This is a genomic window from Burkholderia sp. BCC1640 (assembly GCF_902833125.1).
Lineage (GTDB): Bacteria > Pseudomonadota > Gammaproteobacteria > Burkholderiales > Burkholderiaceae > Burkholderia > Burkholderia diffusa.
On the sequence record NZ_CADFEF010000002.1, the window covers coordinates 1 to 23,238 of the forward strand.

At 66.0% G+C, this 23,238-nt stretch carries 18 protein-coding genes; 9 read left to right on the top strand and 9 right to left on the bottom strand.

Annotated features, from left to right (window positions below; translation table 11 throughout):
* Positions 1-331 precede the first annotated feature (331 nt).
* The 9 genes from HWX25_RS02555 to tssJ all read left to right on the top strand — a co-directional run bounded on the left by HWX25_RS02555 (position 332) and on the right by tssJ (position 12,447).
* The gene (locus HWX25_RS02555) at positions 332-1,045 is read left to right on the top strand and encodes a hypothetical protein (RefSeq protein ID WP_175906901.1); all 714 of its coding nucleotides are present in this window, start codon (positions 332-334) and stop codon (positions 1,043-1,045) included.
* Positions 1,042-2,133: a T6SS immunity protein Tli4 family protein gene (locus tag HWX25_RS02560; RefSeq protein WP_175906903.1), complete on the top strand. Its 1,092-nt coding sequence runs from the start codon at positions 1,042-1,044 to the stop codon at positions 2,131-2,133. Before HWX25_RS02555 ends, HWX25_RS02560 begins: the two co-directional genes overlap by 4 nt.
* Positions 2,134-2,143: 10 nt before the next feature.
* Positions 2,144-3,397: a hypothetical protein gene (locus tag HWX25_RS02565; RefSeq protein WP_175906904.1), complete on the top strand. Its 1,254-nt coding sequence runs from the start codon at positions 2,144-2,146 to the stop codon at positions 3,395-3,397.
* Positions 3,398-3,486: 89 nt separating this feature from the next.
* Positions 3,487-3,777, top strand: coding sequence for a PAAR domain-containing protein (locus tag HWX25_RS02570; protein ID WP_175906906.1), 291 nt, complete (start codon positions 3,487-3,489; stop codon positions 3,775-3,777).
* Between the two features lie 98 nt (positions 3,778-3,875).
* The gene (locus tag HWX25_RS02575) at positions 3,876-7,385 is read left to right on the top strand and encodes an ImcF-related family protein (RefSeq protein WP_175906908.1); all 3,510 of its coding nucleotides are present in this window, start codon (positions 3,876-3,878) and stop codon (positions 7,383-7,385) included.
* Entirely contained in the window at positions 7,385-8,965 is a 1,581-nt protein-coding gene (tssA, locus tag HWX25_RS02580; RefSeq protein ID WP_175906910.1) for a type VI secretion system protein TssA, read from the top strand. The genes HWX25_RS02575 and tssA overlap by 1 nt, the downstream gene beginning before the upstream one ends.
* A 12-nt stretch (positions 8,966-8,977) precedes the next feature.
* Positions 8,978-10,792, top strand: coding sequence for a type VI secretion system baseplate subunit TssF (tssF, locus tag HWX25_RS02585; RefSeq protein WP_175906913.1), 1,815 nt, complete (start codon positions 8,978-8,980; stop codon positions 10,790-10,792).
* On the top strand, positions 10,789-11,907 hold the full coding sequence (gene tssG / locus HWX25_RS02590; RefSeq protein WP_175906915.1) for a type VI secretion system baseplate subunit TssG: 1,119 nt from the start codon (positions 10,789-10,791) through the stop codon (positions 11,905-11,907). The genes tssF and tssG overlap by 4 nt, the downstream gene beginning before the upstream one ends.
* A 12-nt stretch (positions 11,908-11,919) precedes the next feature.
* Positions 11,920-12,447 carry a type VI secretion system lipoprotein TssJ gene (tssJ, locus tag HWX25_RS02595; protein WP_175906917.1) on the top strand — a complete coding sequence of 176 codons (528 nt, stop codon included), beginning with the start codon at positions 11,920-11,922 and terminating at the stop codon, positions 12,445-12,447.
* Positions 12,448-12,563: 116 nt separating this feature from the next.
* On the opposite strand, the gene HWX25_RS02600 is transcribed toward tssJ, so the two are convergent.
* The 9 genes from HWX25_RS02600 to HWX25_RS02640 form a co-directional block, all read right to left on the bottom strand.
* A complete protein-coding gene (locus tag HWX25_RS02600) occupies positions 12,564-13,493 on the bottom strand; it encodes an ABC transporter substrate-binding protein (RefSeq protein WP_175906919.1) in 930 nt (309 codons plus the stop codon).
* Between the two features lie 34 nt (positions 13,494-13,527).
* Complete coding sequence (locus HWX25_RS33690; RefSeq protein ID WP_175906921.1) at positions 13,528-15,309, bottom strand: amino acid ABC transporter permease/ATP-binding protein; 1,782 nt, start codon at positions 15,307-15,309, stop codon at positions 13,528-13,530.
* A gap of 59 nt (positions 15,310-15,368) precedes the next feature.
* Positions 15,369-16,727: an LLM class flavin-dependent oxidoreductase gene (locus tag HWX25_RS02610; protein WP_175906923.1), complete on the bottom strand. Its 1,359-nt coding sequence runs from the start codon at positions 16,725-16,727 to the stop codon at positions 15,369-15,371.
* Between the two features lie 7 nt (positions 16,728-16,734).
* Positions 16,735-17,784 carry an LLM class flavin-dependent oxidoreductase gene (locus HWX25_RS02615; RefSeq protein WP_175906925.1) on the bottom strand — a complete coding sequence of 350 codons (1,050 nt, stop codon included), beginning with the start codon at positions 17,782-17,784 and terminating at the stop codon, positions 16,735-16,737.
* 38 nt (positions 17,785-17,822) lie between these two features.
* The gene (locus HWX25_RS02620) at positions 17,823-18,764 is read right to left on the bottom strand and encodes an ABC transporter substrate-binding protein (RefSeq protein WP_175906927.1); all 942 of its coding nucleotides are present in this window, start codon (positions 18,762-18,764) and stop codon (positions 17,823-17,825) included.
* 63 nt (positions 18,765-18,827) lie between these two features.
* Positions 18,828-19,388, bottom strand: coding sequence for a GNAT family N-acetyltransferase (locus tag HWX25_RS02625; protein WP_059525532.1), 561 nt, complete (start codon positions 19,386-19,388; stop codon positions 18,828-18,830).
* Between the two features lie 274 nt (positions 19,389-19,662).
* A complete protein-coding gene (locus HWX25_RS02630; RefSeq protein WP_175906929.1) occupies positions 19,663-20,700 on the bottom strand; it encodes a succinylglutamate desuccinylase/aspartoacylase family protein in 1,038 nt (345 codons plus the stop codon).
* A 231-nt stretch (positions 20,701-20,931) separates the two neighbouring features.
* Positions 20,932-21,210, bottom strand: coding sequence for a hypothetical protein (locus tag HWX25_RS02635; protein ID WP_059819108.1), 279 nt, complete (start codon positions 21,208-21,210; stop codon positions 20,932-20,934).
* A 268-nt stretch (positions 21,211-21,478) separates the two neighbouring features.
* Positions 21,479-23,029, bottom strand: a complete 1,551-nt coding sequence (locus HWX25_RS02640) for a sensor domain-containing diguanylate cyclase (protein WP_175906932.1) — start codon at positions 23,027-23,029, stop codon at positions 21,479-21,481.
* Between the last annotated feature and the right edge of the window lie 209 nt (positions 23,030-23,238).

Consider the following 23,238-nt stretch of genomic DNA (forward strand, 5'->3'; position numbering starts at 1 on the left):
CGTCCGCGGGCCACGCTGAACTGGCACACGCCTCTGGAAATCCTTGCTCAGATTCTGGCTAACCCCACGGATCGCGCTCCTGTTCAGTAACCCGCGAGGTGTTGCACTTCGCCCTTGAAACCGCCAAGTCATCCTGGTGACGCATTCGATGGGCGGTTTGGTATCGCGTTTTTGTGCCGAGGTACTACCTGGGTACCGGGACAAGATTCTCGGTATCGTACATGGTGTGATGCCCGCGACCGGATCAGCTACGGCGTATCGGCGCGTAAAAGCGGGTACCGAACCGGGCGGAAACGTTAGCAGCTACGGGACAAGTCTCATTTTGGGGAACATGTCAAGCAAGGTGATGCCCGTTTTCGCACAGTCTCCCGGTCCCCTACAGTTGCTGCCAAGCCCCGAATATGGTCAGGGGTGGCTACAGATCAGGGACGGTGGCCGCTTTTTCTCTCTGCCACAAAAAGGTAATCCATACGATGAGATATACACAAAGCGCAGCGCATGGTGGAGCCTTATAGACGAGAATCTGATAGACCCAGGGATGAAGTCTTCACCGGATCAGAGTTTGGCAAATTTCAAGAACTTGATTGCCAAAGATGTTCGAGAATTCCATCAGGCGATCAGCGGGAAATACCACCCGCAAACCTACGCTTTCTGGGGGGACGACAAGGAACACAAAACCTGGGGAGACGTGGTGTGGAAACGCACACAAGCTTCGTCCCTTTGGAACAGTGATGCGTATGACGTCCGGAACAAACCAGTCAACACAGATACCCTGATGGGAACAATCGACGTGGTGGCCGGAAACCTTGGTCCGATAGATGTTCACAAGACCTTTGAACTGCAGGCGGCTGTCGAGAACGGCGACGGCACGGTGCCTATTCGGTCAGGTGTGGCGCCAGCCCGCTACGCGCGTGCCGCTGTCGGCTACCCAGGGGTCGATCACGGCGCTGCGTATACCAAACTGCCGCAACAGAAATTTACGTTGTGGGGAATAGTGAAGATCCTGCAGAACGTCGCGGGTACGACGCTGGAATACAGGAAATGAATCTTCGTCGTCTTGCCTTGATCGCGCTGGTGATGGTGCCGATTGTCGCATGCAGAAAACATCCTCCGCCGCTGACTGAACAGGAGAAAAGTACAGTGACCGAAATAGCCGCCAATTTGAAACCCCGGTGCGTGGGACGCTACCTGATCGACGTACCGGAGGACGCGCTATCGACAGGTAACGTGACCATTCAGGGAGTCACGTTCGAGACGAAGCGCATGTCGATTGAGGAGTTCGCCCGGGAAATGAACGCCTACGAGGCGAGCCTGAAGGACAAAAAAAACATGTCTGGCTATCAGGTGTTGTACGACTATGGGAAGGTGCCGGACACGCCAAATAGCCGCTACTTCGTTACGTTGAGCGATCTTGACGACACCGCTGACCTAGGCCGTGCCGTTGAAGCGTACAAATGGGATGCCGGATACCAAATAAAACTTCGAATTGAGGCGACTGATTCGATTCATTCCGAATTCGAAGTTAGGATGAAGGGTACGCCGTATGAAATGAAAGACTGGAAGGTGAACGACGTTCCCGAAAAAACCCGTCTGGTTCTCAACTTTGCCGCGAGCGTTCGTGGCCGCGCGGACGACGAGATTCCTGGCGAGCCTGGTGTGTGCTTCAAGGATGGTTTTCTGCCGCGCAAAGCAGCCACCGGGGAGGATGTCAGTATCCTCTTTGCGTTGAAGGGGCGCCCTGATGTGTTCTTTGACTTGACAACTGACACCGATTTACGGGAATCGCAGAAAAATTCGCTTCCGAATCGTCTGCCCCAAATAAGAGCGGACCTGAAGGATATTAGTGGCCGAATTATCCGGACCGGACCTGTCACCCTCAGTGGCATCCAGACTGATGAGCTGCTGGTTTCCGCTACAACAGCGGCTAGGGTCCCCGGGCACCTTTTCAGGATCGAGGCAAATATCACGGTCAGCGGTGCCAAGACACCCTATCTCGTATTTGAGATGAACAATGGGGGCGTCAATAACTTCACGGGATACGGCCTAAAAAGAGCCTCACTCACGGAAAGCGAAGCGATCGCGGTGTGGGATGTCATCTCTCGTACTTTGCGGCCGCGTCCGAACGGATTCTGAAGGGATCACGATGCCCGTCGACTTCACCAAACTTCCGCCCGAAGAGGCGGAACCAGACAAACCGCCTTCGCGCATCGTCTGGACGGTCGTGTTTTCCGTCATCGTGCTGGCCGGAGTTTTCGCCGTCCTGCTGTTCTGGCCGAAAGGCGAGTCAACGCGAACCCTATGGTTCTGGATATGCGTCACCGTGTATCCGGTTGGCGTTGCAGCCTTCTTCGTGTTGCGGCGCTATAGCGTCTACGAGGGGCGTCGGCTGGACGCCATCGAGTGGAACGCAGCGCGAGGAAAGCACGTGAATAGCGTATTCGAGCAGGCCAGCTGCCCGCTTGCGCTTGTTGCTGCTACATACCGGTTTGCGAGCGATGCGAAAGAAGAGTCGTTCGACAAATTGCTGGATGGTTCGATCAAACTCGAACCGCGGACCGCGCCGAAACCGGATACGCCTCCGGTGAACGCACGCTGGTTCGAGCAGCCCGACGCAGGCAAAGACGGGAAGCGATTCATGATCGATGAGGAGCGACGTCGTCACGTGCGCGAGTGGGTGTTCGGGGCGCTGATCCAAGATGTCGCTGAGGTGGTGCGTTCATTGCCGTCGGAATCGAAGCTGGCGATCCAGTTGGTATTGCCGGACACGGTGGACGCGGATGAAGCGTTGGCATCATGGAACAAGCAATGGGCGAAATCCGATCTTCGGTCACTCAAAGCCAAGATACTGCCAGCGCCTCCCGACTTGATGGCTCTTGACGCGTGGCTGGATCGAATCAACCAGAAGCGAGATCACGAGGCACGTCTGCTTGTCTTCGTTCGGTTGAACTCCATTCTTCAGGCGCTTCCGCCGGAAGGAAGCGCGGAGGCTGGCATTGCGCTTCTGGTCGCACCGGAGCGGGTGCAGCGGGAATTCAAAATACAGCCGATTGCCTGGTTGCATCGACCAAACGAGACTGACACATGCCCAGTAGATGTTGCCCTCGCACGTGCGTTGCGTTGGGGGCGCGTGGAGCCCGCGGCCGTCGATCGTATCTGGCAAAGCGGTCTCGAGTCAGTCACAGCAAATGAGGCGAGTACGGCCGTAGTCAAGGCTGGTATCGCCGCGAAGCCCGCGAACATCGATTACATGGTCGGGCATGCAGGCGAAGTCGCGTCCTGGCTGGGTGTGGCGTGTGCAGCCAAGGCAGCGGCACAGGATGGTTCGGCCCAGCTGGTTGTGACCGCCGGCAAGAAAGGACCTTGCTTCACTGTTTTGCGGAATGTCGACCCGCAATGAAGGGGGGGCACGGGTGTCTTTTCCGCTCTTTGCATCGCGGCAGCGCACAGGGCAACACTCGGCCCCCCAGGAATTCAGGAGATTAAATCATGGTCAGGCGGTACGACATTTTGAAAGGCGACAAGACAACATCGGACGGCACGGTATTGGGAGGCGATTCGAACGACCGGGTCGGCGATCGCGAACAGGCGTACGAGCGCGACGATGTCTGGTGCTCCGCATGCCAGGCGGTGGGAAAAATTGTGTGCCAAGGCCCGCGCTTGTCGATGCGGGGGCCGGACGGTCGGGAAGGCGCGCTCAGCGATGATCTATGCGTATGCAAGTGCGATCCGCCGCCCCGACTGCTGCCATCCCAGCAGTCGTCTTATGTGGACATCTGAGTTGAGGCGAAAGACTTCAGCAACAAACCGCATTCGCGTCGTCGCTTACCAACGCGCCTGCATCTGTATGAGCAAACTCGGTTCAATTTCTATTCAATATGCTTCGCAAGTTCCGGATCGACATTCTGAGCGTCGTTATTGTGGTCATCCTGCCTGGGCTGCTAATCTGGTTCAAGGGCGACTGGGTCGGCTTGCGCTCGGCCGAACAGCGCGCGATGGGACTTGTCGCGCTGTGCATCGTCTTCGTCGTGCTGTATCTGTGGTTCAGCTTCGACGCTTCGTCCCGCCCAGCCGTGGCAGCGCGGCGTATTCGGTATTGGGTCGCGAAACAGATCGATTCATCATCTGAGCCGCGCGATGCCAATGCCCCGCTCGGTGACTCGCGCGGTGCTGCGTTGCGTAATTGTCTTCGCGATCGCCACGGCTGGCGCTGGCGCTACCGGGATCGCTGGGTGCTGGTTGCCGGCGACGAACCGCTCGTCAAGCGCCTGGCACCAGGCCTCGCCGACGCCGGCTACGCGATCACAGGCGACACCGTCCTGCTCTACGCGAAACAAACGAGCAACACGCTCGACACGGATTGGCTCGAGCAAATCCGCCGCCTGCGCCGTCGCCGCCCGGTCGACGCGATCGTCGCGGTGACGCGCAACCGCAGCTCGGCCCATGCGCCGTTCGACGCCGACAATCTCTCGCAGCGGCTCGCCCGTCACGCACGTGCACTGCATTGGGCGGCGCCCGCATATCTGCTCAACGTCACGGATTTCGGCGACGAAACGTCGAGTCTCGACGAGGCGATCGGCTTCACGTGGGCGAACGCGCGCATCAAGGCTGACGAGATCGACGCTTCGTTGGGCGACCTCGCCTACAACCTCGCGGACGTGGGCGTCGTGCGTTTGACGAAGGATGCGGGTGACCGCTATCCCGCCGAGCTGTCGCGGCATATTTCGGATCTGCGCGTCGCGTTGTCGGGATTGGTGCTGCAAACCGCCCAGTCCCGCGTCTGGCGGCACGCGGTTCATGGCGTCCTGTTCGCACCGCTGTTCAAGGCGCGGGAACTGGCACCTCCGGCATCCGGCGCCCCGGAAGACGACGAGTTGCCGCTCGGCCCGCAACATCGAACGATCTGGCAGATGGTCGCTGAGCACAGTCGCAAGATCCACGGCCGCCGGGTCGGCTTCTCGCTGTCGACGACGGCCGCCTGGCTCACCACGACCCTGATCGGCTTGTGGATCGTCGGCACGATGGTGTCGGGCTTCACGAACCGCGCGACGATTCAGGCAGCCGGGGACACGCTCACGAAGCTGTCGGGAACGCAGGATCGCACCCTGGCGATGTTGACGCTGGACCGTCTCGACAAGCAGATCGACACGCTCGAAGTCCATCGGCGCGACGGTGCCCCTTGGCTGACCCGTTTCGGCCTGAACCGCGACGGCGCGCTGCTCGACGCACTGTGGCCGCGCTACGCCAACGTGGCGAGCCGCATCCTCGTTGCACCGATCCGTCAGAAGCTCGAGGAACGCCTGCATCAGCTTGCGTCGCTGTCGGATGCCGAGATCGCCAGCGGCGGGAATGCGCAGGTGCAGGCCGCCTACGACACGCTGAAGGCCTACCTGATGCTCGCGAAGCCCGAACGCGCTGTCGCGTCATTCCTGACACCGCAGCTCGCTGCAACGGCGGCACCCGTGCGACCGGGCAACTCGCCGCTATCGTCGGGCGCCTGGGAAGACCTTCGCCAGCACACGATTGCCTTCTTTGCGGACCATTTGGGCCGCGGTGGGTTGCCGGCAATCACCCCGGATCTCGGCCTCGTTGCTTCGACCCGCCAGACGGTCATTGGCGTGCGCGGCATCCAGAACTCGACCGACGCTGTGTACCAGCAGATCCTCGACGACGCGAAGGCCAAATATCCGCCCGTGTCGCTCGCGACACTGCTAGGCGATACGACCAGCCGCGGCCTGTTCAACACGACGGCGACGGTCCCGTGCGTGTTCACGCGCGCAGCATGGGACGAACGGATCGCGAAGGCGATCGACGAAGCGAGCGAGCGGCAAAACGCTGCGGGCGACTGGGTGTTATCCGACGTCAAGACTACCCAGGCCACCCCGTCGACCTTGAAGGCCGACCTGCGCCAGCGTTACTTCGACGACTACGCGCGCGCCTGGGCGCTGTTCCTCAACGGCCTGCGCTGGCAACCCGCCGCAACGCTGTCGGCCACGGCCGACCAGCTGACGCTGCTTGGCGACCCGCAACGCTCGCCGCTCGTCGCGTTGATGAACGCGATCGTCTATCAGGCTGGCACGGGCGCGAATGCGCAGTCGCTGGCCGACAACCTGATCAACAAGGCGCAGCAACTTGTCGGCGGCAGCGAGAAGGACCCGTCGAAGCAGGCTCAGCCGCAGCTTGCGCCGCTTGCCACGGCGTTCGGCCCGATCTTGCGCCTGACCGGCAGTGATCTGGTGTCAGGTGCGCCAGGCAACGGCAAAGCCGCCGCGCAGCTCGCCGCGACTGGAGACCTGAGTCTCGCGCGCTACCTCGAGCGGGTCACTGCGATGCGGCTCAAGGCGTCGCAGATCGTTTCCGGCGCCGATCCGGACGCGATGGCGCGTCTGGCCGCGCAGTCGGTGCTGCAGGGCAAGACATCCGACATCGCCGACAGCCGCGACTACGCAAGCCGGTTGGCCGCCAGCCTGGGCGAGCAGTGGTCGGGGTTCGGCGAACTGTTCCGCGCGCCGTTCGATCAGTCGTGGCAGGTCGTCGTGCAGCCGGCCGCCGCGAGCCTGAACGAGATCTGGCGCACCGCAATCCTGGCCGACTGGAACAGGGCATTCGGCGGCCGCTATCCGTTCGCCGACTCCGACAACGATGCGTCGTTACCCGAAATGGCACGCTTCATGCGCCCCGACAACGGCGTGATCACGCAGTTCGTCACGACGCAGCTGGCTGGCGTCATCGAGCGGCAGGGCGACCGGTGGGTGGCCGCGCAGGGCGCCGGCCACGGCGCGCTGACGATCGATCCGGGCTTCCTCGCCAGCCTGAACAAGCTCACGCGAATCTCGACGGTGCTGTTCCCGTCCGGCGACGCGCGCGTGCGCTATGAGTTGCAGGCGGTGCCGACACCGGGCGTCACCGACATGCGGTTCGTGCTGTCCGGACGCGAATTGCACTACTTCAACCAGAAGCAGGAGTGGACGCCGTTCGAGTGGCCGGGCCAGTCGCTGGAAAACCTGTCGCACATCGAATGGCAGACCGAGCAGGGTGGCTTGCGTACCGCGCTGGATTCGCAGGGCCGATTCGGCCTGATCCGGCTGCTGGAGCGTGCGAAGGTGTCGCAGCAGGACGGCGCGCGCTATCTGCTGACCTGGACGCCGGACACGAGCCAAGGCATTCCACTCAGGGTGCAGCTACGCAGCGAGGCGGGCGCGGGGCCGCTGGACGTGCTGCAGTTGCGCAACTTCACGCTGCCGACGCGAATTTTCGTGACCGGCTCGACAAAATCGGGACCGAAGCTTTCGTCCAGCAATCCACCGCCGTTACCGGCATCGATGATCGCGGCGGCGAAGCACGCCGCGGTGCCCCTGCCGCGTGGCACGTTTTCGGAGACCGAATAATGCTGGGTGGACTGTTCAAGAGCCTCTTTCCGGCGCGCGACGACGCCGAGCAACTCGTGCGTGCACGGCTCGACACATGGAGTGCATGGTTGCAGCCGCTTGCCGGCGAGAGCGGGGTCGGCCGCGATCCCGGCTACGAGGACGTATTCTTCGCGCTTCGGGAAGAAACGCAAAAGCTTTCCGGTATCGATGACGGACTGATCGTCCGATCCTGCGAACAGCTTCTCAACGAAACCGGCAAGGATCTGCGTCTGGCGGGCTACCACGCGTTTGCGCGGTTGCGGCAGGACGGCCCCGCCGGTTTCGCGGACGGACTCGAGCTGGCGGCCGCGCTCGTCGACCGGTTCGGAGAAGCGGTGCTGCCCGCGCGCGCCGAGGCAAAGAAGGGCGCGCTCGAAATGCTGGCAACCGCGCGCGTGCTCGAGCTGCTGGAAAGCCGCGGCGAGTTCGCGCCCGCCGATCTCGAGCGGGCGCTCGCCGCGCTCGATGTGCTGGTGGCCATCACCGGCGCGTGGCCAGACGCAGCGCGCCCGAACCTGCAGCCGCTCGTCTCTCGTTTCGAGCGCAATGGCGAAGCGCCGCGCAGCATGGAAACCGAGACGGTTGCGTCAGCAACCACAACCGCGTCGACGACATCCGGCGCGATAGCGTCGACACGCGATTTGCTGGAGCAGGCGCGCACGATGGCGGTATGGCTGCGCAGCCAGGAGAACGGCTACCTGCCGTCGGTGCGGCTCGTACGCAGCATCCGCTGGGACACGCTGCACGAGGTGCCGCCGGCGGACGCAGCATCGCATACACGGCTCGTACCACCACGCGGCGAACTGAGGCAGCAAATGAAACGTCTCGTGCTGCAGAAGCAGTGGCACGAACTGCTCGAACGCGTCGAAGGCGCGTTCATGGAAGGCGTCAATCACCTGTGGTTCGACCTGCAGTACTTCCAGCATGTCGCACTCGACCACGTCGGTGCGCCGTACCACACATGGCGCGAACTGCTGCGCGCGGACTTCGCGCTGTTCCTCGAACGCTTGCCGGGCATCGAGCGGCTGGCGTTCAACGACGGCACACCGTTCGCCGACGACACGACGCTCGAATGGATCGCGCGGCACGCGGTTGTGCGAGACCTCGAAGCGGGTGAGGCCGTCGTCCCACTGCCCGTATCGGCCGACAGCGAGGGCGATGCCGCCGGCGACTGGCCGGAAATCGAGGCGCAGGCGCGCGACGCGACCGCGCGTGAGGGCGTCGAGGCCGCATTCGCGTGGCTCGAAGCGCTGCCGGGCATGAAGACCGAACGTCACCGCTATCTGCAACGGCTCGTGATGGCGCGCGTTGCCGATCATGCCGGTCGTCCTGATACGGCGCTCGCGCTGCTTGCCGAGCTCGATACGTCATCCCGGTCGCTGCCGCTGATGCGCTGGGAGCCGGCGCTGGTGTTCGAGGTCAAGCAACAGCTCGTTCGTGCATTGAAAGCGATGAGCAACCGCAAGGATGCCGACAAACCGGCACTTGCGCGCCGCATCGGCGAACTGCAGGCGGAACTGACCGTACTGGACCCCGCGCGCGCCCTGACCCTCTCATAAGAACGAAGATCAATGCAAAACGACGACCCGATTCTGCGCTACTACGAAGCGGAAATGCGCTACCTGCGCGAGTCCGGCAAGGAATTCGCGAAGGCGCATCCTGATCGCGCACGCCTGCTCAACCTCGATCGCGTCGGCGATCGCGACCCCTATGTCGAGCGGCTTTTCGAAGGCTTTGCGTTCCTGACCGGCCGGCTTCGGCAGAAGCTCGACGACGAACTGCCGGAACTCACCGAAGGGCTCGTGAGCCTGCTCTGGCCGCATTATCTGCGGATGATCCCGTCGCTGTCGGTGGTCGAACTTCTCCCGCTCGCGGAAAAGCTTCAGAAGACCGAGGTGGTGCCGGCCGGCGTGCCCGTGCGTGCCGCGCCGATCACCGTGCCGCCTGCACCCGGCGCCGAGGGCACGACACCGAGAACCGTGCAGTGCCAGTACCGAACCACGCAGGCTGTCGCGCTACAACCGGTCGCCATTACGCACGCCGGACCGTTCGTCCGTTATGACGGACGGTCGGTGATCCGGCTTGGCTTTGCGCTGGACGGCTCGGCACTTCGCAAGGAAACGGATTTGTCGCGGCTGCGCCTGCACCTGAATGCGGATCTGCCGACCGCGTTCGCGATGCATCTCGCGCTCACGCGGCAGGTCGATGCGATCCAGTGGCGCATTCCGGAAGTCCGCGACGGCGAAGCGGTGCCGCTCGCCGGCGTGACGATCGAGCCGGCCGGTTTCTCGGCCGAGGAGCGGTTGTGGCCCAAGGCCGATGCGGCCTTCTCCGGCTATCAGATGCTGCTCGAATACTTCACGTTCCGCGAGAAATTTCTCTTCGTCGACCTGTGCGGACTGGACATCGCGAAGCTGCCCGAAAGTTCGACCCGCTTCGAGCTGGAGATCGTACTGACGCATGTCTATCCGTCGGACCAGCGCTTCACCGCGGAGAACGTGCGGCTGTTCTGCTCGCCCGTGATCAACCTGTTCGAGCTGGATGCGGAGCCGATCGAGATCGACCATCACGAAACCGAATACCGCGTGGTGCCGGCAGGCCATCAAGGCGAGCACGTCGAAACCTATTCGGTCGACGCGATCGCGACGTTCGACCACGACTCGGCCGAACGATACGAATATGTGCCGTTCGCGACGTTCCGGCACCGCGGCGGCATGCTGCGACACGAGGCGCCGGAGCGCTATTTCCACGCGCGCGTGCGACCAGGGGTGTCGGGGCTGCATGAAACCTGGGTGATTCTCGGCGGACACGCGTGGGAGACGATGGACACGCTGCCGGAAGAAAGCCTGTCGCTGCGCGTGACGGGAACGAATGGCCTGTTGCCGCGCAAGGGGCTGCGTGAAGCCAGTCTCGACGAACTCGCGGCCAGCACGCCGAACGTCGCGGGCGTGCGCAATCTCGTGTCGCCGACGCTGCCGCTGTATCCGCCGACGGAGGACCGTTTCCAGTGGCGCGTGCTGTCGCATCTAGCGCCGAATTTTCTGTCGATGATGAACGCGGAAGTGCTGCGCGGGGCGCTCGCGCTGTACGACTGGACCGACGATGAGCTGAACCGCCGGCGGCTGGCGGGCATTCTGTGGGTTTCGCAGGAATTGCTCGAGGAAGTAACCGGTGGCTCGGTCGAGCGCGGCGTGCTGATCGAGGTGACGCTCGATTCGCATGCGTTCGCGGGCGAGGGTGACGTGATGCTGTTCGGCGAGTTGCTGCATCGCTTCTTTGCACAATACGCGGAGATCAACCTGTTCACGAAGCTGTCGATCATCAGCCTGCCGTCGCAGGCCCGCACCGTGTGGCCGCGCAGCAAGGCGCAACGGGCGCCGCTATGAAGCAGCACGCCCCGCAGGATGTCTCCTTGGGAGACGCGTTGCCGAATCTCGAGCCGCTGGTCGCGTCGCTGCTGGCCCGCGCGCCACGCATGAACTTCATGCAGCTTTGCAGGCTGCTCGAGGTGCGGGTGCCTGACTCGCCGGGCTTGGGCACGCAGGACACGGCCGAGCATGAGCGCGTGCGCTTCCGGCCGCGGCCGCGCGTCGGCTTTCCGGCGGGAGAAATCTCGGCGGTAGAGTTTGACGACGAGCGTCCCGATGCACCGCCGACCGTACGCACGACGTTCATGGGCCTGTATGGTGTCGACGCGGCGATGCCGCCGCACATGATCGACGAGATCGTGTTGCGCGAGGAGGGGCATGAGGTCGTCGAAGCGTTTCTTGACCAGTTCAATCACCGGTACGTCACGCTGCTGTACCGCGCGTGGAAGAAATACCGCTATCCGGAAAGCTTCCGCCCGGGCGGCAGCGACGCGCATTCGCGCAACCTGCTGTGCCTGGCCGGCTTCGGGTGGGGCGACAAGCCGCGGCGCGCCGGCCTGCCGGATTCGCGATTGCTCGCGCTGCTGGGGTTGCTGATCCAGCACACGCGCACGCCCGAAGGCCTGACCGGCGTCATCGCACTGGCCGTACCCGGTATCGAGGTTCGCGTCGACGAGTTCTTTCCAGTGGCTATGCGCGTCGGACAAGCGCAGCCGCTGACGTCGGGCCAGTTTGCCGGTTCATCGGCGGAGGGCAGGCGCCGGGGCCTCGGCGGCGGCTACGTGCTGGGCAAACGGATGGCCTATCGCAGTCGCGCGGTGCGTGTGACGCTACGGCCAGCGGATGCGCAGCAGGCCCGCGATCTCCTGCCTGGCGCGTGGCTGCATCGTGAGTTGATGGCGTTCGTGCAGTTGTATGTTGGCGTCAAGGCCGACGTGCACCTGCGCATGGAATTGTCGTCACGTCATGCGCCGCAACCCGCGATCGGTCCGGCACATGCTGATCAGGCGCCGCGCCTCGGCTGGACGACCGTGCTGCCCGCCGACGAAGAGCGCGTGATCAACATCGCGCTCGGCGTCTATGAAGCGTTTCCTGCGCCCGGGACCAATCCACACCTGACACAACATGTTTGACCAGAGAAGACTATGACTATCCGCTTCGCCGTTTCGACCCTTGCATCCGTTCTGCTGCTGTCGGCATGCGGCGCATGGCAAACCGTCTCCGATGCCTCGTCGAGCGCCTACCGCACTGTCTTCTTCAAGCAGGTCAAGGTGCTCAACATCGATTTGTCGGCACGCGAGGCGTTGAATCCGGACGACGCCGGCCGCCCGACGTCGGTTGCGGTGCGCGTGTATCAGTTGAAGGACCGCAAGATGTTCGATGGCGCGTCCTACAACGACCTGCTGAAGAACGATCGGACAATGCTTGTGCAGGATCTGCAGGCCAACATGGCGACGGTCCTGAATCCGGGCGCGGCCGCGAGCCTCTCGCAGCCGATGCAGGTCGATACCAAGTATGTCGCGATTGTTGCGTTCTACCGCAACCCTGGAAGCGGCGATGACTGGAAGGTCGTGATCGAGAAGAAGAAGCTCGACGCAGACAAGCCGTTGAAGCTCGAACTGGTCGATCAGCTTCTGCTTTCTGCCAGTGCATCTGAGAATGCATCCCGGTGATCAATTGCATGTGAACGGCAATCAGGTGGCGACGACGGACGTGAAACTGGTCGTGGCGCAACGTTGTCCGTGACAGGTTCGGCACCGCATGGCGTGCCCGCCATGACGCCGCACCGTCAAAACGACGGCAACCCCGGCGGATTCGTCTCCGCGCGCGCGACCGCCTCGCTCTGCAACCCCCAGCGCGCCAGCGCCTGCCCGTAGCGGCCGTTGCCGATCAGCGCGTTCGTTGCGAGCGTCAGCGCCGGCGCGAGCCCGCTGCCGCGACGCGTCGCTATCGCGACATCCGCATTCGCCGGCCAGCCCGCGTTGACGACGCCGACCCGACGAATCTTGCCGTCGCGCGCGGCCTCGTAAGCCAGCGACGCATTCGGGTTCAGCTCGGCGTCGGCGCGGCCCGACAGCAACGCGACGCGGGCTGCCGCATCGTCGTCGAAATAGAGCAGTTCGGTCGCCTTCAGCCCTTGCGCGACGTTGCGTCGGCTCCATTCGAGCAGGATGCGCTCCTGGCTCGTGCCCGCACCCGTGATGACGCGCAGGCCCGCGACGTCCTTCGGCTCGGCAATCTTCGCGATCGGGCTCGCGGTGCGCACGTAGAAGCCGTGCAGCCCGAGCCGATAGGTCGTGAAATCGTATTTCTCCTTGCGCTTCTCGGTCACGCCGACGTTCGAGATCACGGCGTCGTACTTGCCCGACGTGAGCCCGAGCGGCCAGTCGGCCCACGCGATCGGCACCAGCACCAGCGTGCGGCCGAGCGCGTCCGCGACGAGCTGCGCATAGTCGGGATCGGCGCCCACGACCGTGCGCGCGTCGGTCGCATAGGTCGACACCGGCGGTGCGTGCGGCGAAATCGCAACCGTGAACGCGCCGTCGCGTACCCAGCGGTAGTTGCCTGCCGCGCGAATCGCCGCATCGTCGCGCGACGCGCGGATCCGGCCGGCCTGGCGCGGATCGAGATCGGCGGTCGCGGCCGCGTCGGCCGCATGCCACCGGAGGCCGGCGGCGGCCGCGAGCGCGGCGGTCATGAACTGGCGTCGGTCGATCATCGTCGGTTGCCTCGGAAGTCGTGAGCGGCGCGCATCAGAGCACCCGCGACAGGAACGCGCGCGTGCGCGGATGGGCCGGCGCGTCGAGCACGACGGCGGGCGGGCCCGACTCGACGATGCGGCCGCGCTCCATGAACAGCACGTTGTCCGCGACCTCGCGCGCGAAGCCGATCTCGTGCGTGACGATCACGAGCGTGGTGCCCGAGCGCGCCAGCTCCTTGATCACGTCGAGCACTTCGTTGACCAGTTCGGGATCGAGCGCCGACGTCGGCTCGTCGAACAGCAGCACCTTCGGGCGCAACGCGAGCGCCCGCGCGATCGCGACGCGCTGCTGCTGGCCGCCGGACAGCTGGCGCGGGTAGGCATCGGCCTTGTCCGCGAGGCCGACGCGCGCGAGCAGCGTGCGCGCGGTGCGCTCGGCGGCCTCGCGCGTGACGCCGCCGACGGCGACCGGCGCCTCGATCAGGTTCTCGAACACCGTCAGGTGCGGAAACAGGTTGAAGTTCTGGAACACCATTCCGACCGCCGTGCGCCGCTTCAGCACGTCGCGCTCCTTCAGCTCGTGCAGCACGTCGCCGTCGCGCCGATAGCCGATCAGCTCGCCGTCGATGTCGATGACGCCGTCGTCGACGCGTTCGAGATGGTTGATCGTGCGCAGCAGCGTCGACTTGCCCGAGCCGGACGGCCCGACGATCACCGTCACGCTGCCGCGCGGCGCGACGAACGACACGTTGTCGAGCACGCGCTGCATGCCGAACTGCTTCGACACGTTGTGCACGGCGACCTCGCCGCCGGTGCGCGGCACGGGCGCATCAGCGTTGCCCTGAAACGTCGCATCGGCCGTCGCGCTGTGTGTCGCCGCACGCCGCCGCAGCGCACCGATGCGCGCCAGCACGAACGTCAGCGCCGACGGCGGCGGATTGCGCAGCGCACCGCGCGCATAGTGGCGCTCGACCTGCACCTGGATCGCGGACAGCACGGTCAGGATGATCAGGTACCAGACGGTCGCGACCATCAGCAGCGGAATCACTTCCAGATTGCGGCGATAGATCACCTGCACCGTGTAGAACAGTTCGGGCATCGCGAGCACGTAGACCATCGACGTGCCTTTCGCGAGCGTGATCAGGTCGTTGAACGCGGTCGGCAGGATCGCGCGCATCGCCTGCGGCAACACGATGCGCGTGGTCTGGCGGCCGCGCGGCAGGCCGAGCGCGGCGGCCGCTTCGAGCTGCCCCTGGTCGACCGCGAGAATGCCGCCGCGAATCACTTCCGCGGAAAACGCCGCGTGGTTCAGCGTGAGGCCGAGCACGGCCGCAAGGAACGGGCTGATCAGGTCGGTGGTCGGCGTGTCGAACCACACAATGTCGGTGAACGGCACGCCGAGCCGCACGTGTTCGTACAGGTAGCCGAGGTTGTTCAGGATCAGCAGCAGCACGATCAGCGGAATCGAGCGGAACAGCCACACGAACGTCCACGCGCTCGCGGCAAGCAGGCGCGAGCGCGACAGCCGGGCCAGCGCGACGAGCGCACCGAGCGCGAAGCCGAACACCGCGCCGAGCAGCGTCAGCACCAGCGTGCGCGCGAGCCCGGACAGCACCGGCGGCGACAGGAACCATTCGGCGAACACCGGCCAGCCCCATTGCGGGTTGCCGAGAATCGAATGCAGCGCGAGCGCGATCAGCACGAGCGCGAGCACGGTGCCGACCGTGCGCGACCTGTGCCGGGCCGGCACGATGCGCGGGCGCGTGCCGGCGTCGCGGGCGGGGGAGGAAGTGAGCGGCGGCAGTGCGCCGCCGAGATGGGTCGTGTCGCTCATGTCGGTGAGGGTCCTCGATCGAGTTGGCCGGATGCGCCGCGCGAGGCGGCGCGCAGGCGTCAGGCGTGCGCTTCGGCCGCGTCGCCTTGTTTCTGCACCGCGCCGGGCGCCGCGTGGCGGCTCGCCTTGCGCGGCAGGCCGAGGTGGTCGCGCAGCGTGCTGCCCGGCAGGTCGCGGCGGTAGCGGCCGCGCGCCTCGAGCACCGGAATCACGAGTTCGACGAAATCGTCGACGCCCTGGGCCTGCACCGGGAAGCCGAGGATGAAGCCGTCGCCGGCTCCGGCGTCGTGCCAGCGGATCAGCTCGTCGGCGACGTGCTTGGCCGTGCCGATGAAGTTCGGGCGCGGCGTCGCGACGGCGAGTGCCGTCTCGCGCAGCGTGAGGCGCTTGCGCTTCGCGTCGGCCTTGATTCGGTCGGTGGTCGAGCGGAAGCTGTTGCGGCCGATATCGCCGAGTTCGGGGAACGGTGCGTCGAGCGCGTACTGCGTGAAATCGTGGTGATCGAAATAGCGGCCGAGATACGCGAGCGCCTCGTCGATCGTCAGCAGGTCGCGGATCGCCTGATACTTGTCTTCGGCCTCGGCGGCCGTGCGGCCGACGATCGGCCCGACGCCGGGGAAGATCTTCACGTCGCCCGGCTGCCGCCCGTGCTCGACCGCGCTTTGCTTCACGCGCCGCGTGAACGCGGCCGTTTCGTCGAGCGACGGCGAATGCGTGAACACGGCGTCCGCGTACTTGCCCGCGAGCCCGATGCCGGTGTCGGACGAGCCGGCCTGGAAGATCACCGGCTGCCCCTGCGGCGAGCGCTGGATGTTCAGCGGGCCGGCAACCTGGAAGAAGCGGCCGTGATGATCGAGCGTATGGAGCTTGTCGCGATCGAAGAAGCGCCCGCTCGCGCGATCGCGCACGAACGCGTCGTCGTCCCAGCTGTCCCACAGCCCCTGCACGACGTCGAGGTATTCGTCGGCGATTTCGTAGCGCAGTTCGTGATCGGGATGCGCCTTGCCGAAATTCTTCGCGGTGCCTTCGAGCGGCGTCGTGACGACGTTCCAGCCCGCGCGCCCGCCGCTGATCGCATCGAGCGACGCGAGCTGGCGCGCGACCGTGAACGGCTCGCTGTACGACGTCGAGATCGTGCCCGCGAGGCCGATCTTCTTCGTCGCGACCGCGAGCGCCGACAGCACGGTGAGCGGCTCGAAGCGGTTCAGGAAGTGCGGGATCGACTTCTCGTTGATGTAGAGGCCGTCCGCGACGAACGCGAACGCGATGCCGGCGGCTTCCGCCTTGCGCGCGATGCCGATCGCGAAGTCGAGGTTGATGCTCGCGTCTGGCGGGTTGCTCGGATGCCGCCACGCGTTCATGTGGCTGCCTGCGCCTTGCAGCATCAGGCCGAAGGGAATCGATCGTCGGGTCGTCATGGGAGCGTCAGGCGTTCTGGTCGGGGGAAGGGAAACGTTCGGCGGCCAGGGCCGCCTGCACGGGCGTGATCGATTGCGCGCCGCCGAGCCATTCGGCCGACGCGAGCCGCGCCGCGTAGTCGGTCACCGGCGAGTCGATCACGAATGCATCGACGTCGAGCCGCCGGCTCAGCACGTCGAGCGCGCGGTGCACGCGTTCGGGCGTATCGGCCAGCACGGTCGGGCGCAACTCGTCGATCCGGTAGTCGGACGCGCCGCTCTGTCGCGCGAATTCGGCGGCGGCCTGCGCGCTCGGCAGATTGAAGCTCTGGCCGCCGGCGAATTGCAGCTTGAAGATCTTCAGCGGCCCGATCAGTTGCTCGGCTTCGTCGCGGGTCGGCGCGGCGACGGCGTACAACGCGACGATCGGGCGTGTGCCGCCCGCGTCGCGGTACGCCGCCAGCGAGCGTTCGAGGTTCGCGTCGTCGCCGTTGAAGTGTCCTGCGTAGCAGAAGCGCCAGCCGTGGCGGGCGGCGAGCGCGCCGCTGTCGGGCGAGCCGCCGAGCAGGATGCGTTCGGGCGCGTGCGGCGGCACCGGCATCGCGACCGCGCCGGCGAGCGGATGATCCTCGGCGACGCCCCAGCCGAGGAACGCGTCGAGTTCCGCGAGCTGGCCCGCGAAGTCGGGCTTCTTCGCCTTGTCGTGAAACCACTGCAGCGCGCGCGTGGTCAGCGGCAATCCACCGGGCGCCTTGCCGATGCCGAGATCGACGCGGCCCGGCCCGAGCGCGGCGAGCAGCTTGAACGACTCGGCGACCTTGAACGGGCTGTAGTGCTGCAGCATCACGCCGCCCGAACCGACGCGAATGCGCGACGTGTGCGCGAGCAGGTGCGCGACGACGATCTCGGGCGCGGAGCTCGCGAAGCCCGGCGCGCCGTGATGCTCGGCGACCCAGAAGCGCTCGTAGCCGAGCTGTTCCGCGCGCCGCGCGAGGGTCGTCGTGAAGCGCAGCGCGTCGGCGGCGGTCGCGCCGTCGGCGATCGGGCTTTTGTCCAGCAATGAAAGCGAATAAGACATGGTGTCGGCGTTCCTGCGAGGGCGTGGACGGGCGGCGCTCAGCTCTTCGGCAAGCCCGGCGGATTCGTGCGCGACTGGTCGATCGCTTCGGAGGCGAGGTTCCAGCGGTCGAGGACCTGCTGATAGCGGCCGTTCCGGATCAGCCCGTTCAGCGCGACCGTCAGCGGATCGGCGAGCCCGCTGCCGCGGCGCGTCGCGATCGCGATGTCGGCCGTGCGCGGCCAGCCGCCGCTGATCGCGCCGACGAGGCGCGTCTTGCCCTGCTGCGCGCTCTGGTAGGCGAGCACCGAGTTCACGCTGAACACGGCATCGGCGCGGCCCGACTGCACGGCGACGATCCGCATCGCCTGGTCGTCGTAGTACTGGACCTGAACGGGCTTCAGGCCGTGCGCGACGTTCTCGCGATCCCATGCGAGCAGGATCTTTTCCTGGTTGGTGCCGGCATCGGTGACGATGCGCAGCCCCGCGACGTCCTTCGGCTCGCGGATCGACTGGATCTTGCTGTCGTTGCGCACGTAGAAGCCGACCTGGTCCTTGCGGTAGGTCGAGAAATCGAACTTCTGCTTGCGCTCCTCGGTGACGGTTACGTTCGAGATCACCGCGTCGACTTTCCCCGATTCGAGCGCGAGCGGCCAGTCGGCCCATGCGAGCGGGACGATCTTCAGCTTGCGGCCGAGGCTGTCGGACACGAGCTGGCCGACGTCCGCGTCGAAGCCGATCACCGTGCGCGCGTCGGTCGCATACGAGCTGATCGGCGGCAGGCTCGGCGCGACGCCGATCGTCAGCGTGCCGGCTTCGGCGAACCTGAACGACGCGGGCACCGCGCGCTCGACGGCCGCATCGGCCGCACCGCGCGGGCGGCCACGTTGCTCGGGGCTGAGGTCGAAGGTCGCGGCGGCCGCGGCGATCGCGGTCACGCCGATCAGCGCGGCGGCCAGCGTGCGGAGCGCACGCGGCGTGAAGGGTACGGCTCGTTGCATGGATGTGTCCTGTCGTTTCGTGTCTTGGGGAACGGGAGAGCGGAATCGGGTGGCGCGGGGCGTTCAGCGCGGCAGCACGGCTTCGGGAAGCGGCGCCCACAGGTCGGCGAGCGTCGACGTGCGCGACGGATCGGCGAGATCCTTGCCGAAGCGCAGGTGGAAATACGCTTCCGGATCGATCGACGAATCGAACAGCCGCGTATAGCCGGTGCGGTCGTACAGCGCCCACGCTTCGGGCTGGCGAAAGCCGGTGGTCAGGTACACGCGTCGATAGCCCTGCTGCGCGGCACGCAGTTCGAGCGCATCGACGATCAGGCGCGCGAGCCCCTGGCGGCGCAGGTCCGCGCGGGTCCAGATGCGTTTGAGTTCGGCGGTCTGCGCGTCGTAGCGCTTGAATGCGCCGCCGCCGATCGTTTCGCCGTCGCGCAGCAGCAGCACGAACGCGCCTTCGGGCGGCGCGAACAGCTCGGCCGGGTAGCGCGCGAGTTCGTCGCGTGCGGACGCGCGGCTGTCGGGGCGATACGCGTCGTAGCGCGTCGCGTATTCGTCGATCAGCGCGTCGACCAGCGGCTGGGCGCGGACGTCGAGCGGTGTCGTGTCGATGAGGCGGTCGTTCGTGGCCATGGGCATCGCGAAGGGCGCGCGATGCGGACGTTCCTGGCGGGGGCCTGCCACACGGCCCGTCCGGTCTGCTCCGTTATCGCGACGCGGTTGTCGTGATGACGGCGGCCGCGGTGCTTCCTGCGCTGCATCCGGCGTGCCGCCGCCGTTTCGAACACGTTAGCGGCGCGGCCGGCAAAGACGAACGAAGCAATTTCGATAAGGATTTCGCGGGGAGCGTCAGAAGGCTTGCAGGGGGGAGTGGGGTGGGCGAAGAAGCCATAGTCGATCAGGCGCATTACCCGATGACGCGCGGAGGCGTCGACGCCTCCGCCAGCTGAAACAGGCAATCGCCACGCCGCACCTGCGCGGGCACGCGCTTGCACACCACTTCGCCGTCGCCGTTGAAGCGGTGCAGCACCGGTTCGCGCAGCGGCGTATCGGGGAAGTGCACCCACGCGGCCGGCTGGCCGGCCTTCACCTGGTCGCCGAGTTCGACGAGCGGTTCGTACAGCCCGTGCTCGTACGCGTAGACGAAGTGGCGATCGCCGTCGACACGCAGGAAGCGCGTGACGGTCGGCGGCGCGTCGGGCACGAGCGCGCCGTGCAGCAGGCCGATATGGCCGAGGTAGTGCAGCAGCCCGTGGCGGCCGAGCCGGATCAGCGACGGATCGGCCATCCCCGCGCCGCCGAGTTCGGTCACGATCGAGATCGCGCCCTGCCGACGCGCGGCCGATGCCGAGTGCACCGGGTTCGGCGCGTGCAGCAGCGCGTTCGGCAGCCCGAACGCGACCAGCAGGCCGTTGAGCTTCGCGGCCTCGTCGTCGTCGAGCGGGTCGATCGCGAGCATGTTGCCGCCCTGGTACAGCAGCGAGCTGCCGCCCGAATGCAGGTCGACCAGATACTGCGAGCGCGACAGCAGCGCATGCTCGATGTAATGCGCGATCATCTGCGTCGGCGTGCCGGCCGGGTCGCCGGGGAAGCTGCGATTCAGGTTGCCCTCGTCGAGCGGCGACACGCGCAAGCCGGCGTCGGCCGCGGGGAAGTTCGCCATCGGCAGCAGGATCAACTGCCCGCTGACCATCTCCGGATCGATCTCGCGCATCAGCTGCGACACGATGATCTGGCCTTCGTATTCGTCGCCGTGATTGCCGGCCATCACGAGCGCGACCGGGCCGTCGCCGTTGCGGATCGACGCGATCGGGATCGGCAGCCAGCCGTATGCGGAGCGATGCACGGAATGCGGCAGGCGCAGATAGCCCGCATGCTTGCCTTGCGCATCGAGATCGATTTCGCAGTGGATGGGATTTCGGTGGGAGGAGGAGGAGGCGGTCATGGCGGCATCGTTCGATGAACGGAATCTGCCATCTTATCGGGAAACGACCGCCGCGCGGCGTGCGTGGTGCGGGCAATGCCGGACGCCGTCAACCGGCCCGCGTGCGAACCCGCGACATCCGCAACGCGAGCAGCCGCACGCGATGTTGCAGCGCTGAAACGCATGCCGGCGCGCACATGCCGTGCGGCGCGTCGGCCCCTTGTCGCGACGGGGCCGGCGCGCGCGATCGCGTCAGCGACCGGAGGTTTCAGCTTCGATACGTCCTTCTTCCCACAGCGCCCAGAAACGGCTGCCGGCGCGATACGGATTTGCGCGTCGCGCCGCGTGATCGGTGACGCCCTGGCGATATGCGCCGTACAGCGTCAGCGGCGGATTGTCGACGACGCACGCGGCTTCACGCGCGGCGGGCGCGCGGTGCTCGGAAACGAGCCGTCGGATCAGCGAGGCGCCGTCGATCACGTCCAGTTGATCGCTCGCTTCCGCATGGCTGAGGACTTCGACGGTATTCATGTTTGGGCTCCCTGACATCCTGTTTCCCAGTCAAGGAGCAATAAGGGTGCCAGCCATGAAATACCGTGCGCCGCCCCGATCGTGCGGGCTTCTGCGGCGAACGTGACGCGCGGCGCGGGCCGATGTTACGGAACACGTCACGTGACACGGGCGCGCGCGGCGGAACACCTGCGCGTATGCGCGAAGTCACGCAAAGCGTTTCGGGAATGAATCGCGGAAAGCGAAGGGACGCGCGGAGGCCGCCGGCGTCAACGCGAACGGCGCGCGCTCAGCTCGTGGTCGCGGGCGTCACTCGGCTGCTTCCGGCCGAATAGAAGCGGTAGATTCCCTTGCCGGCCGACTTCGCGTCGTACAGCGCGCTGTCGGCCTGGCGGATCAGTTCGTCGGGGGAGCCGTGCCCGTCGTCGAGCGCGATGCCGATGCTGATCCCGAAGCTGACGGTCTCGCCGATCGACAACGTATACGGCGCCGAGATCTGCCGGATGATCCGCGCGGCGAGGAGCGAGCAGGCGTGCATCGTGGTGGCGTCGAGCGCGACGACGAACTCGTCGCCGCCGATCCGAGCCGCCAGCTCGCCGGGCGGCAGCGTCTTGCCGAGCCGCTCGGCGACCTGCGTGAGCACTTCATCGCCGGCCTGATGGCCGAACCGGTCGTTGATTGCCTTGAAGCCGTCGAGGTCGAGATACATGACGGCGAGCGTGGCGCTCGGCAGGTGCGGCCGGTGCGCGAGCATCCGCTTGAGTTGCGCATGCAGTTCGTGGCGGTTCGGCAAACCCGTCAGCGCGTCGTGTCGCGCGAGGTGCCGGATGTGCTGCTCGCTGCGGCGGCGCGTGGTGACGTCCTCGACGATGATCACCGCGTTGCCGTCCGGCACGCGATGGCGGGTCAGCTCCAGCTGTCGGCCGTCGGCGAGGGTGATGTCGAGCGGCACCGGTTCGTCATGGTTCAGCCAGACGTCGCATTGCGCGGCGAGACCTGCGCCGTCGGAATCGGCCACCGCGTTCGCGCCGAGCGCCGCGACGACGTCGGGCAGCGGTGTGTCGAGCATGATCTCGCGCGGCGAGCCGAACAATTGCGCGGTGCGGCGGTTCGCGACGATCACGCGGCTCTCGCCGTCGATCATGCACAGGCCGTGCGGCATGTAGGTGAGGGCGGCGTCGAAGCGCGCGACGAGCTCGGCGTTGCGCTGGCGCGCGGCGATCAGCGCGACCAGCACGCGGTAATGACGCTGGACGACCGTGCGCATGGCCGCGAGATAGATCGCGAGCGGCGGCAGCAGCAGCCAGGCGCCGGGCCGGTCGACCAGCACCGCGCCGAGGCCGATCGGCAGGACGCCGAGCGTGACCTGGGTCATCGCGAGCCGGGGCAGCGCCGAATTGCGCGACGCGATCCCGCCGAACACGCCGCCCGCGACCATCACCGACAGCGTGCCGAGCTCGGCGTCGGGCGCCTCCACGCAGCCCATCACGCCGAGGCCGAGCACGAAGCACGCAGCGAGCGACACAGGCGCATAGCGCAGCGCCCAGTATTCGGCGCGATCGTCGCCGGCGGCACGGTGCACGGCATACGCGCGCGCGATTGCGAGCCGCGCGGCGAGCAGGCCGACGTCGACGACGAGCCAGACGAAACACCAGAGTTGTTGCAGCCGGATCAGCGCGATCGCCGCGACGAACGCGCTGGCGAGGCCGGACAGCGCCATCGGGCGCACGTCCTCGAACAGCGTGACGAGCATCGACGGGCGCAGCGCGGCCGTCACGCGGTGATTGCCGCAGGGGGGAGTGGCGAGAACGGCATTCAGGAGGCTTGCCTTGACTGCCATGGCTATTTTGACCTCGACACGATGCGGCGCATTGCCGGCCGCCCCGCACGGCACGTGGCGGAGTGACCGGCGAGCCGGATGCGCACGACATTACCATGAAACGTCGGCCGCGCGTGTCGTGCGGGGGCGCCGGCGAGTCGTCGTCGACCACGCCGGCGCGCGCCTTGCGCACTCGCCGACGCGGGGGCAGGCGTCGTTGCCCACGGGAC